The organism is Endozoicomonas sp. PH6C (genome assembly GCF_059322965.1).
In genome coordinates this window covers 6,523,691-6,539,943 of sequence record NZ_CP185342.1, presented here as the reverse complement: position 1 = coordinate 6,539,943, position 16,253 = coordinate 6,523,691, and the positions used below count along the sequence as shown (strand labels likewise).

The following is a 16,253-nucleotide window of genomic DNA, read 5'->3' as shown; positions in this document are numbered from 1 at the left end:
GTACGAGAGCATCAAAAACATTAATCATAAAGTTCGGTGACAGCAAAGATGGCCAGAAAAAGCCAACCCAGCATCAACGAGATGCCACCCAGTGGGGTGATCGCACCCAGCCAGCCAATTCCGGTGATGGCAAGAATATACAGGCTACCGGAAAAGAGGATGATACCCGCGAGAAACAGCCTGGCGCTCCATCTCAGCTTTCTGGAGTCTTTGAAGTGGAGGGCAAGAACGGCAACAAGAACCAGAGCCAGACTGTGGTAGAACTGGTAATCCGTCGCTGTTGCCCAAACGTCTATGTAGCGTTCGGACAGCTGATCTTTCAGAGCATGGGCCCCGAACGCGCCCAGAGCTACAGACAAAAAACCACAAAGGGCACCGGGTAACAGGTAGAGTCGGGTCATTTTTTATCCGTAACTTTTGTCGGCAACAGATCAACAACACTCCCCGCTGCAAGTCTCAATCCTTCCTGAAAGTACAGAGAGCTTTTTTCATGATCTTCCATATGAGCCATAAGGCGGCCCAACTCGTTATAGGTATCAATCCGTTTGCTGAGTCTCAGGCTGGCTTCAAAGTATTCCCTGGCTTTACCCCAGAGTTCATTACGGAGAGACAGACGACCCAGGGTCAGTAGCAGGTCGGCGTCGTTAGGTCTTTCATTGAGCATGGCTTCGGCAAAATGCAGCTGCTTCTTCACATCCCTGCCCTTAATCTTGCCGTAGAGCAGAGCCATGTCGCTGCAGTAGTGTTTCTTCAGGTTTTCTCTGAGCAGAGCTTCTGCTTTCTCTTCTGCTCCCAGATCTGTCAGGCACTTCGCATATCGATAGATCATGGCAGAGTTGTGTTTTTGACTGGACGACAAACTGTTCCAGATTTGAGTTGCAGGTTTTATTTTCTGCTCCAGAGAGGTAAAACTGCGGCCATTGTTAAAGGCTTGATTGAAAAGGGCCTCAAAGCACTGAAGCTCAGTGGTGCGATACTCTTTATCGGAAACGATTTTTTGCTTTTTCAGCTTGGGTAACAGGGCTGCAAGTGATTGCCAGTCATTCAGACGGGTATAAACCTGCTTCAGCATCTTCAGGACGTAGGCATGTCGTGGAACCTGCTTGTGCAGCTTGGTCAGAGTGGCCAGTGCCTGCTCCAGTTGACCCGATGACAGTTGCAGCTGAGCCTGGGTAATACCAATAGCCAACTCTGCACCGGGCTCCTTGTGATCGGCTCGGCGAAGGTATTCGGCAGAGGCTTCAGGGTCATCATTTTCATGAGCCGCTCGGGCGGCAGCAAGATAATTCAGTAAGGGTGACGAGCCGTAGTCCGCTGCCTGCGAAAGCAGTCGCTCAGCTTTTTTCCAGTGTCCCTGAGTGAACTCGACAAAGCCGCGGGTTGTTAATTTACGGGCTCGCCTTTCTTTGGCGCCCGAAGTCATTGGATAGATAAAACCAGTGACGTCGAAAATCAGTTTCAGGATAATCCAGACAAGCCATAACGCACCTATGGCAAGACCTATCAGTAGAAACAGTCCCCACAGTGTGCTTTCGAACGTAGTCGTGTTGTAAGAGATAAGCACATAGCCGCTGTCACTGATCATGGTATTTGCCAGACCAAAAGTAATGCCCAGAATCGCCAGGAAGATGATAAAACTCTTCATTTCCGGGGCTCCTCTGAAGAATTAGCAGGTGCTTCTGAGGGCTGAGAATGTTCTGTCCGGTTTTCTGTGGTTGTCTGGTCAGTCACTTCAGGTGCTTTTTCGGCTGGACTGATCTGGACAGTCTGAGCACTCTTTGCAGATTCAGTTTGTCCTGTCGTATTTTTTTTATTCTCCGGGGTATCGTTCAACTGGCTGGATTTCAGCAAGCTCAAAGCACGGCTGATATTGATGGTTACAGGTTTTACGGTGATTTTGTCTAAAACCTTCAGCTCGTCCAGCATTGCGGTCGCCTGAGACCCTGAAAGGGGAAAGTATTTTTCTATCCAGTTTGAAGCCTGATGCAGGCTACTGTTGTAGATAGCCTGGTCTCTGGAGAGGACTGACAACTTGGCCTGTTCCAGCATCAACTGAAGGTTTTGGCGAATAATAATATTCTCTTGGGGTGTCAGTAGTGAGGTGATTTTCTGATCGCGATCCGGAGTGAACCTGAACAGGCTGACAAAGCTCTCCCAGGTATTATTCAGCATTGAGAGGGCGACAGTCTGCCACTTGGCAGTTTCTGTAGATGGAGTGCCTGCGGATGGCATGTCAGAAGATTTTGATACGGTTGCTAAAGGTTGTTGCAGGGTCTTTTTTTCCATCAGGGGCAATTGGTCAATCTGCCGGGTGAGCGCTTCGAGCTTCAGGTAGAGCCCTTCCTGATCGAGATCCGGGAGACTGTTGAGAGAAGCTATATCTTCTGCCAGTGCTTCCCGAACGGGATACAAATTATAGTTGTCCAACTCAAGCAGCATCTTGTCAGCACTGTTAAGGAGAGCTTTGGCTGATTGGATATCAGATGACATGAGCAGACGCTGGTTAGCGAGACTGAGCAGGTATTCTACTTCTGCCAGCTTCCAGCCATCCAGACTGCTACCGGTGAGTTCCTGAAGGTTTTTGGTCAGGCTGTCGGTGCGACTGAGCAAACGTTCACTTCGACTTTCCTGTTCGCTCAGTTCGGTTTTGATAGGCGTGAGATCACTGTTTATTTCAGCGAGCCTGGCCTGAAGTCGCGCAATCTGGGTTTGCTGCTGTTCCTGCCCCTCAATAAGGGAGGGTTGTTTCTGCTCCCAATGAATGAGCCGCCAACCTAAACCGCCGCTCAATCCCAGTGCAATGATTGCAAGCAACACGGCCAGGACAGACAGCTTTCGTCCTGGCTTTGATGCTGATTTTTGAGGCTGTTTTCTGGAGCCTGCTGAAGTTGGCTTGCTTTCCTGTTTTTTGGAAGGCCCTGCTGACCTGGCCAGTTCTTTCGGTTCGGTCTGCTCGAGTTTACTGGCGTTCTGATCTTTCTTGCTCACGTTAACCCTTCGCTGTTAATCAGGTTCAGTACCGAGATCATGGCGTGATTGTCGGCGCCGCGAGCGGTATAAACCCGTTTGAATGCTTGAGCCTCTGGCATTCTGGCAATTCTATCGCTGGGAACCACCAGACAGCACTCTTGGCTTAAAGCCGGAGAAAGGTAGTCTGCGGTATTGGCCAGAATCTCACCACTACTGGTCAGTATGACATTAATAGCATGATCTTTGATCAGCCTGTTCAGATAATCTTCCGGGTAATCGGGCTTCTGGCGTTCATAAAGTTCCAGGCAATCCACCTGGGCTCCCCGATTTCTGAGGGTGTTCTCCAGCAGTTCTCTACCACCTTTTCCTTTCAGAATCAGTATTTTTTCTCCGCTGACCTGCTGAAGGCTCTCCAGTCGCAACAGTGCTTCACTGTCACCGGGCTTTTGTCTTATCTCCGGGTAAGTCGCATCAATGCCATTACTCTTAAGCCATCGTCGTGTTTTTGGGCCGACGGCATACCAGTGGATCTTCAAAGGCATTTGTGGCCAGTAGTTCTCTATATGTTCCAGACCCAGCCTGGCGGCATTCTGACTGATCACAACGACTTTACTGTACTGATCGAGCTGTAAAATCCGGTCTCGCAGTGTCTGGCTCTCTGCCAGCGGTTGGATTTGGATCATTGGTAAAGACCATGCCATGGCCCCCTGGTTCTGAATCATGGCAACCAGTGGCTCTGCCTGCTCCCTGGGGCGGGTAACCAAAGCCCTTATCTCACGGCTGTTTATCATGACACGGCTCACATTAATGCAGCAACTCTGCGAGAATTCGGTCTGCACCCTGTGCCAGCAAGGATTCTGCCAGCCGGACCCCGCCTTTCTCACCATCGGAAGGTGCACAATAGACTTCTGCGCTCAGTATGACTTTGCCATCCGGTTGACCCACAAGGCCCCGGATGTAGAGCTGGTCGTCGATGAGTTCAGAGTAGCAACCAATGGGTACCTGACAGCCGCCATTTAATTTTCGATTCATGGCTCTTTCTGCAAGGACTCGTGTTGCAGTTTCTTCATGATGCAATGGAGCCAGAAACTGTTTGATCGATTCATCGTCAGAACGAATCTCAATACCCACTGCACCCTGACCCGCCGCTGGCAGACTGAGTTCAGGGGGCAGGGCCGATTTGATCCGACTTTTCATCCCCAGCCTGATCAATCCTGCCGCTGCAAGAATGATGGCGTCGTATTGGCCATCGTCCAGCTTGGCCAGACGTGTGTTGACGTTGCCCCGCAGGAATTCAATCTTTAGATCCGGTCTTTTTGCAAGGATCTGACATTGGCGGCGCAGGCTGGATGTACCCACGATGGCGCCCTCAGGCAGATCGCTCAGCTGGTTGTAGGTGTTGGAAACAAATGCATCCAGTGGGTTTTCGCGAGGGCAGATAACACCCAGCTCGAGCCCTTTTGGAAACTCCATAGGTACGTCTTTCATGGAGTGAACGGCGATATCAGCCCTGCTCTCCAGCATAGCCGTTTCCAATTCTTTTACAAACAGGCCTTTGCCACCGATTTTGGCCAGAGGTGAATCCAGAATCCGATCACCCTTGCTGGTCATCTTTACCAGCTCCACCCGGATACCCGGATGAAAGTACTCCAGACGCTCTTTTACGTATTCAGCCTGCCAGAGGGCCAGGGCACTTTTTCTTGTCGCGATGCGGATGGTTTTCATGGGGAGGTTTTCAATCAATAAACTTTCAATCTACAAAAAAGGGCAACGATGGCTGAGTGGTCCTATGAAGACTGGGATAATACGATAGTCTGTAGTTGTGACCAACCGTTACTTTTCCTGAAGGCAGTTGCGGGAGGTTAAAATAGCACTAGCTTGTTATTCCAGTGGAGGCGCTTATGACAGACCTTTATAAAACCGATTACATGCTCTGGATTGAAGAACAGAAAAAGCTGCTGACTGCCAGGCGTTTTGATGAGCTTGATCTTGAAAATTTGCTGGAAGAGTTAGCTGATATGGGAAAGAGTGAGCCAAGAGCTTTCAAGAGACACCTTATTCAGCTACTTAGCCATTTGTTAAAATGGGACTTTCAGCAGAATCAGGTCAACGACCTCAGGGATATGGATCATTGGTTTCGCAGCTGGGTAGATACAATTCAAATTCAGAGGTATGCCGCAGCAGCGGTCCTGGCAGATAATCCCAACCTGCAGTCAAAGCAAGAGGCTATCTACCTTGAGGCTTACCAGCAGGCCCGAATATTGGCTGCCAAGGGGTTAAACAGTTATGTGGATTCAAGACATTTTACCGCAAAAGACTTCCCCGAAGACTGCCCATGGACACTTGAGCAGGTTATGGGCGAAGACTTTTTACCACAAGCCAGGCTCAGTTAAGCCTGGCACCCGTAGGCCTCACAGTGATTGCATAAACTTCTTCATCAGTGGCACATGCCGACGGCTTACTGAAAGAAGCTTTTCGACACCACTGAGCTGGATAGAGTAGTGACCCTGCTCGTCACGAATCATCCTCTCTATGGCTTTTCTGGCCACCAGAGCGTTCCTGTGGATTCGAACAAATCTGGAACTAAACTCGGACTCCAAGTCTTTCAGTGGGTCATCAATGAGTACTTCACCGTTCTTGTGATAAACCGTGATGTATTTGCTGTCTGCCATAAAGTAGTAGATATCATCCAGAGGAACCAGCTCTATCCCTCTGAGCGTCTTGGCTGCGATATGGCTGCGGGCGTTATCATTCAGATCATCTTTGAGGCTGGCCAGCTGCAATCGATTAACTTTAGCGGCTCCGGTCAGCGCTTGTTGCAGATCTTCAAGCTTGACAGGCTTCAGCAGATAGCCAACCGCCTGAACCTGAAAAGCTTCAATGGCGTGAGTGTCATAAGCGGTACAGAAAATGATAGCAGGTGGACGCTCCAGCTTGCTGATATGAGCGGCCGCCTCCAGGCCTCCCATAACAGGCATACGAATATCCATCAAGACAATGTCTGGCTGGTATTTACGACACAGCTCAAGGGCTTCAATGCCATTACCTGCATCGTACTCCAGAGCCTGAAAGCCCTCTAAACGTCCCAACAAATGTCGCAGACGGTCTCTTGCCAGCGGTTCATCATCGGTGATCAGTATGTTCATGGTTATCGCCACCGTAAGGGTAAGTGATCAATGTTTCAAACTCCTGGGTATTTCCACTCTCACCCTCAAACAGCTGAGCTTCTACACTGGCTTTGTTACCAAAAAGCATATTCAGTCTGGAGCGGATATTTGCCAGAGCCAACTGATTACCCTGAGCCCCTTTGGCAAAACTGGAAGGGCTACTCTGGACCGGGTTTCGGACTCTGATAGTGATGTTATCGTTGCTCCTGCGAATATCTACACTCACAGTGCCACCTTTTTCCAGTGGCTGGATGCCATGATAAACCGCATTTTCAACAATGGGCTGCAGAGTAAGGGGCGGAATGTCAACCTCTTCAGGGGTTAACTCAATATTCCACCGGGTTTGCAGGCGGTCTCCCAGCCGGTGCTGCTCAATTCTTAAATAGCGCTGACAGAGCTCGATTTCCCGACTCAGGGTAATATTCTTGCCATGATCCTGAAGGCTGGAGCGAAAGAGGTCCGATAAATCTTCAACGGCCTGCTCGGCCTTGTCCTGGTCAATATGAATCAGACTGGCAATGATATTCATCGAATTAAAAAGAAAGTGAGGGCGGATTCGAGCCTGCAAAGCCTCAAAGCGAGCGGTGTGGCTGGCTTTCTGCTCTTTTCTGGCTTCCTGTTGAACATAGAAATAGCGCAGCAGCATGGCTGTGATGATGAGGGCAACAGTGACATGTCTGATCAGCTGGGTCCATTCCGGGTAGGTGTCAATAAAAGCATCCCGCCACAGAAACCATTGGGCTGCGAGCGTGAATATCAGCGTGGTGGTAGCCACGACGCCAAGACAGCTGCTGATGATAACTGTAAGCTTCTGACGCTTCAGAATGGGCCTGAGTCGGCAAAGAACAGCACCTGAGACCAGAGAGATCCACTGGACAAACATGGAAGTCATGGCCAGACGGTTCCAGTCAAGATCACCCGGGCCGGGTAAAGTGAGTACCTGAATAAGGACAAAAAGCTCGGAGACCAGAACCAACAAAAAGACGGCACCGGGAGAGCATAAATCCGGCAGGAAAAAGTCGTCTTCATCCTGGTTCCTGGTGGTTTTAAATGGCAAGAGGGAGCATCCTGTCTCTGGTATTTGAAAATTTATAAAAATTCACAAAAATAGAATAATTATTCTTATTTGGTTGGGTGCGCTATGTAAAATCACCCGGTTACCCTTATAATGCCGCAGCCAGCTTCAGTCATCCACAGGCTGGCTATAAAAATCAGAACAATGATGCTGCTGGCATCAAGAAATCAGCCTGCAGAACGCAAAACAGCCATGAGCTAACCAACAGCCATGAGCCAACAAAGAAAGAGGTAGAACATGTCTGATAGCAGCAATCAGCAGTGGGGCGGAAGGTTCAGCGAGGGTGTGGATGCATTTGTTGCTCGATTCACCGCCTCCATTGATTTTGATCGTCGCCTTTATCGTCACGATATAGAAGGCTCGATGGCTCATGCTCGAATGCTGCAAAAATCAGGCATTCTGAGCCAGGATGAGTTGTCAGCCATTCTGGATGGGCTCGAAAGCATTCTGAAAGATATAGAAAACAACAACATCGACTGGTCTATCGAGCTGGAAGATATTCATATGAATATTGAAGCCAGACTGACAGACAGAATTGGTGATGCGGGTAAGAAACTGCACACCGGCCGTTCCAGAAACGATCAGGTGGCGACCGATATTCGTCTGTGGCTCAGGGAAGAAATTGACCATATAGGTGATGAGTTAAAACGTTTGCAGACAGGTCTGGTCAATCTGGCAGAGCAGGAAGCGGACACCATAATGCCGGGCTTCACTCATCTGCAAACCGCACAACCCGTGACATTTGGACATCACCTGATGGCCTGGTATGAAATGCTGGTAAGAGACAGTGAGCGTTTACAGGACTGTAGAAAGCGGGTCAACGTATCGCCTCTGGGAGCAGCTGCACTGGCAGGCACAACCTATCCGATTGATCGTGAATTCACTGCCAAGGCTTTAGGTTTTGATCGCCCATCCAGAAACTCACTGGACTCTGTCAGCGACAGGGACTTCGCCATAGAATTTTGTTCGGTGGGTGCACTGCTGATGACGCACCTGTCGCGTATGTCCGAAGAGCTGGTACTTTGGACATCAGCCCAGTTTAATTTTATTGATCTGCCCGATCGTTTCTGTACCGGTTCATCCATCATGCCCCAAAAGAAAAACCCGGATGTCCCCGAACTGGTAAGAGGTAAGACAGGAAGGGTGAATGGCCACCTGATCAGCCTGCTGACGCTGATGAAATCTCAGCCACTGGCCTACAACAAAGACAATCAGGAAGATAAGGAACCACTGTTTGATACCGTAGATACCCTAAAAGACTGCCTGCGAGCCTTTGCCGATATGGTTCCACATATCCAGTCCAGGAAAGAAAACATGAAAGAGGCGGCTCGCCGCGGATTCAGCACCGCGACCGATCTGGCAGACTACCTGGTCAGACAGGGCATGCCATTTCGCAACGCCCACGAAGTGGTTGGCAAAGCAGTGGCCTTCGGCATTGAGAAGAACAAGGACTTGTCGGAGATGACTCTGGAAGAACTCACGGTCTTCTCAGACTCTATTAAGGAAGATGTGTTTGATGTGTTGACGCTGGAAGGGTCTGTTGCTGCGAGGGATCATATAGGCGGGACTGCGCCGCAGCAGGTGAGGTTGGCTGTGAAGCAGGCTTTAAGTCAGTAATTTCCTTCATTTGCCTGAGCGCTGAACATGTATAAGAAGTCCTGTTTTTCTATACAGATCCAACAAATATGTATAGAGAATTTCGGTTTTCTATACATGTTCTGATAACCTGCATAGAAAATGGCACTTTCCTATACATATTGGGAGTAACTGTGGCCCCCCCTTACCAACCGACAGATCTGCCCCTGCCCCGGGAAAATGAACTGGAAACACGGCAGGTATTAAAAAAACTGGCTTTGGCCCACCGGCATCTGGCAGAACTGAAAGGTGTAGTACGCTCCATCCCCAATGAAACCATTTTGGTCAGCACCCTGACGCTTCAGGAAGCCAAAGACAGCTCAGAGGTGGAGAATATTGTCACAACTCATGATGAACTGTTTAAAAACGACCTGACAGCGTCACCCTACAACCCTGCAACCAAAGAAGTTAAAAATTACGCCAGAGCATTGAGTCGTGGCTTCGACACCGTCAGGAAAACAGGGATGCTTCGCTTTCAGGATATTCTCGATATCCAGCAAACACTGGAAGAAAACCGGGCAGGCTTACGCAAATTGCCTGGAACCGAATTAAAAAACACCTCTACGGGTGAAGTTGTCTACACCCCTCCTCAAAACCCGGAAAGGGTTGAGTCACTGATGACAAACCTGGTGGCTTATCTAAACGACCATGGGCTTTCGGACAATGATCCACTGGTAAAAATGGCGGTTATTCACTTCCAGTTTGAGAGTATTCATCCATTTTACGACGGGAATGGCCGAACAGGTCGAATTATCAATATCCTTTACCTGATCACTCAACAGTTACTGGACCTGCCAGTGCTCTACTTAAGCCGTTATATTATTCGCAACAAGGCTGAGTACTACTCACGATTACAGGCAGTGAGAGATCATGAGGAGTGGGAAGGCTGGTTACTGTTCATGCTTGAAGCCGTATCAGAAACATCGAAAGAAACCACAACTCTGATTGATGAAATAAAAAACCGGATGCAGGCTGTAAAGCATAGAATGCGTGAAGAACTCCCCAAAATTTACAGCCAGGATCTGCTCAACCATCTGTTCAGCCACCCTTACACAAAAATAGAGTTTATTGAGAAAGAACTGAATGTCAGCCGACTGACTGCCACCAAATACCTGAATCAGCTGTGTGACATGGGGTTTTTGAACAAGCAAAAAATGGGGCGAAGTAATTATTATGTTAATGAGCCCCTGGTTACACTGTTCCTGAATATTGGTCAGTGATTGGAGGGCGATTCTCTGGCGAGGTTTGTTAAAATGTCCTGTTAGTAAAGGTATTACAGATTTCTGCATGTAAGAAGTGGTCGGCAAAGCAGTGACCTATGGCCTTGAGCAGGAAAAGGATTTGTCAGAGGTGAGCCTGGCAGAGATCACCGTTTCTCAGACTTTATTAAAGAAGATCTGATGTGTTGACGTTGGGGGGCTGTTGCTGCAATGGGTCATATTGGGGTAGCTGTGTTTGGGCAGAGGTTGGCTGAGAAGTCGGCTAGGCAGGGTGACGATTCTTTATTTATCGTCATTGAGAGGAGTAAACTTTATGATTTATTCCTCTCTCCAGATTAATAATTTGTTGGCATACAGGTGATACCCATCTCTTTGTAGTGAGATATTATATTTTTGAGGATGGGCAACTTAGTGTAGTTAAACAGGTCCTCACCCATAGAAATGACTTCAGATTCATCCCCATAAATCAACTTTGCTGAAACTAATGCTGTACTAGCAAAGCCAATAATGTAGTCGTACTTTTTTTTGACCATTTCTAGCTCAATGGGCAGTGAATTAGTATATAAATTAAATCTTTCAGAATAAAATTCAATATCTTGATCATTTCGATTGCCTGGATGTGGGATGAACAGGACATCTTTTATATTTTTACTTTGTACAAAGTCTAATAGGTTTTTTTTTAATATTTTTGATGACTCCTTACTAATGGCTCCCCAGCTAGAAAGAGACTGTCCAATAATAAGTGCTGATTTTGAAGAAGTATTTTTCTTTTCTAAAAAAAACTGCGTTTTAAAAGGTGGTAGTTTCTTACCTTTTTGCTTAGGTATGCTTTTTTCCATTCTGGGTAAAGTATATACAGTGCTGACTTGATCACTTAGTATACCGTGTCGATCTGTAGTAAACGGAGTGTATTTTAATCCCATAGCTTTATCAAAAACCGATTTCCCTCTTTTAATAACGCGATCTTTTTTATTCTTTGATAAAGGAGGTATTACTAGATTTGCAGTACCATCAGGTATGATATTGAAAGTGACTTCTTTTCCTGGGAGTTTTTTTTGTGAGGCTGCTATCAGATAGTTATACCTTGTGCTCGATATTGATTTTACATGAAAATTAACTTTATTAGGGTTTCTCTTTTTAATCTCAGAAAAAATGGTTTTAATGTTGCTTAGGACTGATAGTCTTCGTGAAAAACTTGAATTCTCTTTGAAAATCAGATGGTGTACGTTATTTAGCCCATACTCTATGGCTGCATCATGGTGCTGCTTTTTAAAGCAAAAAAATAATGACTCAGTGTTCTGAGATATAAGTATTGAGCTTATTAGCTGGAAAGATGAGTTTACGATAAACACATTAAGTGATTTGGACTCTGATCTCATGTTATATAACCATATTTTTTAATGTTATAAAAATATTGTCGCTTAGTTATAAGCTTGACGTAAAAATCTGGTGTTGAAAGGTCGACAAGCTACGATAGATAAGGCGGAATTTCAATTTGATCTTAGTGTTAAATAAAGTATTTTTTATCGCTAGATGTTAGTAATACGTGATTTTTCTGTTTGTGTAAATAGGTGATTTCCGTATACTTGTGGGTTTACATATATTTAGTGGTTTCGCCCAGTGACTCCTCTTAGATCTACCTTTCTTGGTTGAAAGGTAGATCTGGTAGGTAAACATTAATAGATGATTTTCTTTTATATATTTAATACTATTGGTTTTAATCATAAAGGGAAGAGTGGGTTGTCTTTCATTTTTTGATAGAACGTTTTCTAGTTTTTAGGTTCAAAGAGAGATAATAAAAATTCAGCCTGAACTAAATCATCGATATGATCAATGTCAATAGAGTGCTTACGTGTCATTTTTAATGGGACTACAGGCTCCTCGAATAAATTTAGTGTTTTGAGGAACTTTGAGCAGTTGGATATGTAAATTGCACCGTTTATTAGGTAAGTTTTTTCTAGCTTCTGTCTGGAGCTTGTTAATTGAGACCAGTCAAAAACTGGAGTCATAAAACCATTACGAAAATATAAATGTTTTTGTATTGGGTGTTCCGATTCAGTAACGCTTACTAAGCTTTCTGCTACAGAGTTTTCGTATAGATCTACAGCTTCTCGTATATGGCTTGAATTACGAAGGGGTGAAGTGGGTTGCAGTAGAATAAAGTTATTGGTTTTTATTAATTCTTTTGAAAGCTCCATTAGTGAATGCCTTATAACGTCTATACTGCTTGCATCATCTGTTGATAACTCTTTTGGGCGGTCAATGACTTGAGCACCCCACTGAAGGCTTATTGTTTTAATTTCTGGACAGTCTGTAGTTACAATAATGTGCTCAAAGCATTTACTATCGATAGCTGCAATTATGGTATGAGCGATCAGGGGTTTGCCCGCTAGTTCAAGCACATTTTTTCGAGGTAATCCTTTTGAGCCCCCTCTTGCAGTTATAATTGCAGTGTACGTTTCCTTAAGCATCAAAAGAATCCTCAATAGTTTTTTCAAAAGAAAAATCAACATCATTGAATAGTTTCTGACCAGAATTACTCCATAATTTCTCTCTGGTTATTACTTCCATGAATTTCTCGGTACTTTTTCCTTCACCGAAATAATCATCTTTATTGAGTTTTTCTGAATGAATTGCTTTTTGGATTGCAGAATAAATTTTATCACTGTTATAGTCTACATTTATAATGCTTTTGGCAAAGTATCTTGCATTCTGTCGATTACCTATATTGACTGAAGGTAAACCATAGAATGGAGTTTCTCGAATACCTGCACTGGAGTTGCCAATCATACAGTCAGCATTTTTTAAAAGCGTAAGGAAGAACTCGAAGCGAATAGAAGGGTAAATTTTGAAATTTTCTTTTTTTCTCAATTGTTCATATGCGTCGAGAATATAATTTGAGCCTTCATCATTGTTTGGGTAAATAACTACGAAGTTTTGTTTGCATTGTAAAAGAGCATTGATAAAAGCATTCACATTTTTGGGCATGTTATTTATATCTGTTGTGACAGGATGAAATAATACCAAGCTATAATTTTTAAAAGTTATATCGTAATGCTCTTTTACATAATCAAGATCCGGAAGGTTCGTTGCTAACATAGCATCTATATCTGCTGATCCAATATTGTAAATAAACTCACGTTGTTCTCCCATCTGAATTAGTCTTTTTACTGCTTCATCGTTACTAACCATATGTAAATGTGAGAGTTTGGATACAGAGTGACGAATCGATTCATCGATTGTTCCTGATCGCTCTCCTCCTTCAATATGACAAACCAGAGTATTGGTTAATGCTCCTACAATCGCTCCCGCCAAAGCTTCAACACGATCACCGTGAATAACCAGCATGTCAGGCTTATTTTCGTGGATATACCTCGAAAGGCCTTTGATGGTAGTTGCAAGAATCATTTCCATTCTATCACCAATATGCTGGTTCATGAATGTAAAGGTTCGCTTAATACCGGCCTCATATACTTCATTAGCTGTATATCCATACTTTTGTAAAGTGTGCATTCCTGTAATAAAAACTTGACACTCAAAGTTCTCGTGATTATCAACCGCAATCATTAGTGACTTCATTTTTCCAAAGTCTGCCCGGGTTCCGGTGAGAAATAAAACTTTACGTTGTTTCATTGAATCGTACATTATGAATAGTTGATAATAAAAAACTGCCGATCCAAAAGTCGGCAAGTGACGAAAAATAAGGAGTTACTTTACATCAGATCTTTTAATATGTTCATCTGCTTTGATGTTGCGAGTAGCTGTTTTTCCCAGTAATGACTCATAATCTTCAGCAAGAATTTCACCAGTCCCAGGTCGTTTTACCCAGATATTTTCTTTATTGTAAGTCTCACCCTCTTTGATTTCCTTGATCGACACAACTGTTGAAAATGCGAAATCAATTGTTGGCTGTTCTTCTTTAACAGGATGCTTACTTCCACCTAATGTCTTATGGATGATTTTTGTACCTCGAATGAGTTCAGCCATAGTTCTTGTGTCATTTGAGCATACAATATCAGGCCCTGGTCGATTCATATTATCGGTAAAGTGCCTTTCCAGGATGCTTGCACCAAGTGCGACGGCGGCAAAACATGCATAATTATCAGTAGTATGATCTGACAAACCAACTATCGCATCTGGAAACGCTTCCATCATTTCGCTCATTGCACCCAGACGAACAAGCTCTGGGGGAGTTGGGTATACATTTGTACAGTGAAGTAAGGCGTAGGGAACAGCGTGCTTTTCGAAAATAGCCACTGCTTTTCGAATACTATCGATCGTATTCATACCAGTGCTTAGGATAATTGGTTTGCCGAATGAGGACACATGATCAATCAGAGGGTAGTTGTTGCACTCTCCAGAACCAATTTTGTAGGCAGAAACATCCATTCGGTGTAGTCTGTCCGCAGCAGCGCGTGAAAAAGGTGTACTTATAAAAATCATCCCCTTGCTTTCAACGTACTCTTTTAGCTTGATTTCATCTTCTTCACTAAGTGCGCATCGGTCCATGATTTCATAGATTGATACATCGGCGTTTCCTGGGATTACTTTTTTTGCCTCTGCACTCATTTCATCATCAACGACATGTGTCTGATGCTTGACAACTTCCACGTTTGCTTCTGCAGCGGCATCAACCATTTCAAATGCTGTTTTAAGTGAGCCCTCATGATTAATGCCTATTTCAGCAATAACCAGCGGTGTGACACTTCGGCTGATACGTCGATTTTCAATATAGAATTCTTTCATTTTTAACCTTTAACAGCTCTAAATCTTGGAAGGAATGCCCGTGTTATGCATAAAAAAATGGTGTTTTCCGATATTCTGGGAGAGCTACCGCACATGGGTGAGACTATATGAGTATGGTTATGCAGTGGTCAAGTAAATCAGACACCCGATTGAACCACTTTTTGCAGTATCTGTTTCTTGACATCGACTGGACTCATGGCATCAAGATGCGAATACAATCTGTTGTTGTAGAGTAACCGGTCATTCCAGTGCATCTTTATTTTCACGTCATTCTCAACCAGCCGTCACCCACCGGCTGAAGCCCTCAAACAGCCTTTCAATGAACTCTAAACACAGCAGGCTTTGAATAGGGTCGCATGCCGCTACACTACGCACACTTAGCTTTAGCAGAGATTATTCCGTGTTGGGGAGCTTATTCGCAGGCCCCAAGGTAGCAGGTAGAATGATCAGCTACTGATTTCCCACCAGCAAAAGGCCTATCTTTCTATATGTTTTTATTGCCACCCCAAAGATTTTGTTTTTTCACAAGCCTGATCACATCAAGGGCGAGTGCTTTCTGGGCCTTTTTATCAAATCGCTTATAAACGAAGTTGTAGTGCCTGAAAAAAAGGATCCTATCCTTAGCGGTGAAATGTTTGAAGGATATTCTCTTAGTCAACTGAACCAGGTTCTTTTTCACCAATGTAAGAGGCACTACAGAGTGGTAGCTGTTGCGCTCAATATCAATCATGACAAAACGTGGAGGAAGGTCCGGTTCCATCAAAATATTGCCTGCGCACAGGTTTCCATGAACAACAACGGACTTGTGCATCTGACCAATGTAGCGGCCATAAGCTTTGATCCATTCTTGACGCATTGGCTCATCATTTCCAGTTTTTTTCACCGGATACTCAGCGACAGAGCCAGATGTATCTGAAGCTTTTATTAGATAATGACGATGGTTTTTGAACACACCTGTTGCAATAACTTCAGGAACTACAAAACCTGCGCTAATAGCTATACGAGCTTGTTTAACCCAAGCTTCACAGCGAGTGCCACGAAACTTCATCTTAAGCTTTTCCAGAAAACTTTTAGGAATAAACTTTTTGAAGTAGCAAGCAGGACTGCCGTTATAGCGTGCCATTTTGGCCTGTTTGGAACAGCTGACCCACTCCCAATTCTTAGGAAGAATATTGTTCTCAAGTTGGGAAACATCGTGTTCAAAGTTAGGCTGCATAGAACGGCTTTTTTGCTTATTGGCTCAGACAATCTGCTGGAGCGAGAGTATACCAGATCATTGGTTTGAGGAACGATCTATCCCGAAGCCTCTACCAGTCTGGATCAGAGTCTACGCACATCCCAGTTGCAAAACCAGTTCTGATCGTCATGTAATCGCCGTCTCACTGTTTCTGGCTTTAAAAAATACCCGGGAATGACATTTTCCAGTTGGCGCAGGCAGTT

16 protein-coding genes are annotated in these 16,253 nt (G+C 45.0%); 4 read left to right on the top strand and 12 right to left on the bottom strand.

Annotated elements, in window-relative coordinates; genetic code table 11:
• Nucleotides 1-20: 20 nt before the first annotated feature.
• The 5 genes from ACOMG9_RS23135 to hemC are packed head-to-tail and all read right to left on the bottom strand — an operon-like array spanning nt 21 to nt 4,695.
• Nucleotides 21-401 (bottom strand): DUF423 domain-containing protein, encoded by a 381-nt coding sequence (locus ACOMG9_RS23135; RefSeq protein WP_422135791.1) that lies wholly within the window; start codon nt 399-401, stop codon nt 21-23.
• Complete coding sequence (locus ACOMG9_RS23130) at nt 398-1,645, bottom strand: heme biosynthesis HemY N-terminal domain-containing protein (RefSeq protein ID WP_448218793.1); 1,248 nt, start codon at nt 1,643-1,645, stop codon at nt 398-400. The genes ACOMG9_RS23135 and ACOMG9_RS23130 overlap by 4 nt, the downstream gene beginning before the upstream one ends.
• The gene (locus ACOMG9_RS23125; RefSeq protein WP_448218794.1) at nt 1,642-2,988 is read right to left on the bottom strand and encodes a uroporphyrinogen-III C-methyltransferase; all 1,347 of its coding nucleotides are present in this window, start codon (nt 2,986-2,988) and stop codon (nt 1,642-1,644) included. Before ACOMG9_RS23125 ends, ACOMG9_RS23130 begins: the two co-directional genes overlap by 4 nt.
• The gene (locus ACOMG9_RS23120; protein WP_422135788.1) at nt 2,985-3,761 is read right to left on the bottom strand and encodes a uroporphyrinogen-III synthase; all 777 of its coding nucleotides are present in this window, start codon (nt 3,759-3,761) and stop codon (nt 2,985-2,987) included. The genes ACOMG9_RS23125 and ACOMG9_RS23120 overlap by 4 nt, the downstream gene beginning before the upstream one ends.
• Nucleotides 3,762-3,774: 13 nt before the next feature.
• Nucleotides 3,775-4,695: a hydroxymethylbilane synthase gene (gene hemC, locus ACOMG9_RS23115; protein ID WP_448218795.1), complete on the bottom strand. Its 921-nt coding sequence runs from the start codon at nt 4,693-4,695 to the stop codon at nt 3,775-3,777.
• A gap of 176 nt (nt 4,696-4,871) precedes the next feature.
• Here hemC and ACOMG9_RS23110 point away from each other — a divergent pair, with 176 nt between their 5' ends.
• On the top strand, nt 4,872-5,363 hold the full coding sequence (locus tag ACOMG9_RS23110) for a DUF29 domain-containing protein (RefSeq protein ID WP_448218796.1): 492 nt from the start codon (nt 4,872-4,874) through the stop codon (nt 5,361-5,363).
• A gap of 18 nt (nt 5,364-5,381) precedes the next feature.
• Here ACOMG9_RS23110 and ACOMG9_RS23105 read toward each other — a convergent pair whose 3' ends face one another.
• Both ACOMG9_RS23105 and ACOMG9_RS23100 read right to left on the bottom strand, forming a co-directional pair.
• Complete coding sequence (locus ACOMG9_RS23105; RefSeq protein ID WP_422135785.1) at nt 5,382-6,116, bottom strand: LytR/AlgR family response regulator transcription factor; 735 nt, start codon at nt 6,114-6,116, stop codon at nt 5,382-5,384.
• Nucleotides 6,094-7,194: a sensor histidine kinase gene (locus tag ACOMG9_RS23100; protein ID WP_448218797.1), complete on the bottom strand. Its 1,101-nt coding sequence runs from the start codon at nt 7,192-7,194 to the stop codon at nt 6,094-6,096. Before ACOMG9_RS23100 ends, ACOMG9_RS23105 begins: the two co-directional genes overlap by 23 nt.
• Before the next feature lie 77 nt (nt 7,195-7,271).
• Here ACOMG9_RS23100 and ACOMG9_RS23095 point away from each other — a divergent pair, with 77 nt between their 5' ends.
• From ACOMG9_RS23095 to ACOMG9_RS23085, 3 genes are all read left to right on the top strand, one after another.
• The gene (locus ACOMG9_RS23095) at nt 7,272-7,457 is read left to right on the top strand and encodes a hypothetical protein (RefSeq protein ID WP_494529501.1); all 186 of its coding nucleotides are present in this window, start codon (nt 7,272-7,274) and stop codon (nt 7,455-7,457) included.
• Complete coding sequence (gene argH, locus ACOMG9_RS23090; RefSeq protein ID WP_448218798.1) at nt 7,450-8,829, top strand: argininosuccinate lyase; 1,380 nt, start codon at nt 7,450-7,452, stop codon at nt 8,827-8,829. The genes ACOMG9_RS23095 and argH overlap by 8 nt, the downstream gene beginning before the upstream one ends.
• A gap of 152 nt (nt 8,830-8,981) precedes the next feature.
• Nucleotides 8,982-10,067: a Fic family protein gene (locus tag ACOMG9_RS23085; RefSeq protein WP_494529500.1), complete on the top strand. Its 1,086-nt coding sequence runs from the start codon at nt 8,982-8,984 to the stop codon at nt 10,065-10,067.
• A 335-nt stretch (nt 10,068-10,402) separates the two neighbouring features.
• On the opposite strand, the gene ACOMG9_RS23080 is transcribed toward ACOMG9_RS23085, so the two are convergent.
• The 5 genes from ACOMG9_RS23080 to ACOMG9_RS23060 form a co-directional block, all read right to left on the bottom strand.
• The gene (locus ACOMG9_RS23080) at nt 10,403-11,446 is read right to left on the bottom strand and encodes a polysialyltransferase family glycosyltransferase (RefSeq protein WP_494529499.1); all 1,044 of its coding nucleotides are present in this window, start codon (nt 11,444-11,446) and stop codon (nt 10,403-10,405) included.
• A 390-nt stretch (nt 11,447-11,836) separates the two neighbouring features.
• Nucleotides 11,837-12,538, bottom strand: a complete 702-nt coding sequence (locus ACOMG9_RS23075) for an acylneuraminate cytidylyltransferase family protein (protein WP_494529498.1) — start codon at nt 12,536-12,538, stop codon at nt 11,837-11,839.
• Nucleotides 12,531-13,700 carry a UDP-N-acetylglucosamine 2-epimerase gene (neuC, locus tag ACOMG9_RS23070; protein WP_494529497.1) on the bottom strand — a complete coding sequence of 390 codons (1,170 nt, stop codon included), beginning with the start codon at nt 13,698-13,700 and terminating at the stop codon, nt 12,531-12,533. Before neuC ends, ACOMG9_RS23075 begins: the two co-directional genes overlap by 8 nt.
• Nucleotides 13,701-13,775: 75 nt before the next feature.
• Nucleotides 13,776-14,813: an N-acetylneuraminate synthase gene (gene neuB, locus ACOMG9_RS23065; protein WP_494529496.1), complete on the bottom strand. Its 1,038-nt coding sequence runs from the start codon at nt 14,811-14,813 to the stop codon at nt 13,776-13,778.
• A gap of 484 nt (nt 14,814-15,297) precedes the next feature.
• Nucleotides 15,298-16,029: a lipopolysaccharide kinase InaA family protein gene (locus tag ACOMG9_RS23060; protein WP_494529495.1), complete on the bottom strand. Its 732-nt coding sequence runs from the start codon at nt 16,027-16,029 to the stop codon at nt 15,298-15,300.
• Nucleotides 16,030-16,253 lie beyond the last annotated feature (224 nt).

Excerpts from the sequence above, each read along its gene's own strand:
- ACOMG9_RS23060 (WP_494529495.1), bottom strand. The coding sequence starts at position 16,029 with ATGCAGCCTAACTTTGAACACGATGTTTCCCAACTTGAGAACAATATT.
- argH (WP_448218798.1), top strand. The coding sequence starts at position 7,450 with ATGTCTGATAGCAGCAATCAGCAGTGGGGCGGAAGGTTCAGCGAGGGT.
- neuB (WP_494529496.1), bottom strand. The coding sequence starts at position 14,813 with ATGAAAGAATTCTATATTGAAAATCGACGTATCAGCCGAAGTGTCACA.
- ACOMG9_RS23080 (WP_494529499.1), bottom strand. The coding sequence starts at position 11,446 with ATGAGATCAGAGTCCAAATCACTTAATGTGTTTATCGTAAACTCATCT.
- hemC (WP_448218795.1), bottom strand. The coding sequence starts at position 4,695 with ATGAAAACCATCCGCATCGCGACAAGAAAAAGTGCCCTGGCCCTCTGG.
- ACOMG9_RS23120 (WP_422135788.1), bottom strand. The coding sequence starts at position 3,761 with ATGATAAACAGCCGTGAGATAAGGGCTTTGGTTACCCGCCCCAGGGAG.
- ACOMG9_RS23105 (WP_422135785.1), bottom strand. The coding sequence starts at position 6,116 with ATGAACATACTGATCACCGATGATGAACCGCTGGCAAGAGACCGTCTG.
- ACOMG9_RS23130 (WP_448218793.1), bottom strand. The coding sequence starts at position 1,645 with ATGAAGAGTTTTATCATCTTCCTGGCGATTCTGGGCATTACTTTTGGT.
- ACOMG9_RS23110 (WP_448218796.1), top strand. The coding sequence starts at position 4,872 with ATGACAGACCTTTATAAAACCGATTACATGCTCTGGATTGAAGAACAG.
- neuC (WP_494529497.1), bottom strand. The coding sequence starts at position 13,700 with ATGAAACAACGTAAAGTTTTATTTCTCACCGGAACCCGGGCAGACTTT.
- ACOMG9_RS23135 (WP_422135791.1), bottom strand. The coding sequence starts at position 401 with ATGACCCGACTCTACCTGTTACCCGGTGCCCTTTGTGGTTTTTTGTCT.
- ACOMG9_RS23075 (WP_494529498.1), bottom strand. The coding sequence starts at position 12,538 with ATGCTTAAGGAAACGTACACTGCAATTATAACTGCAAGAGGGGGCTCA.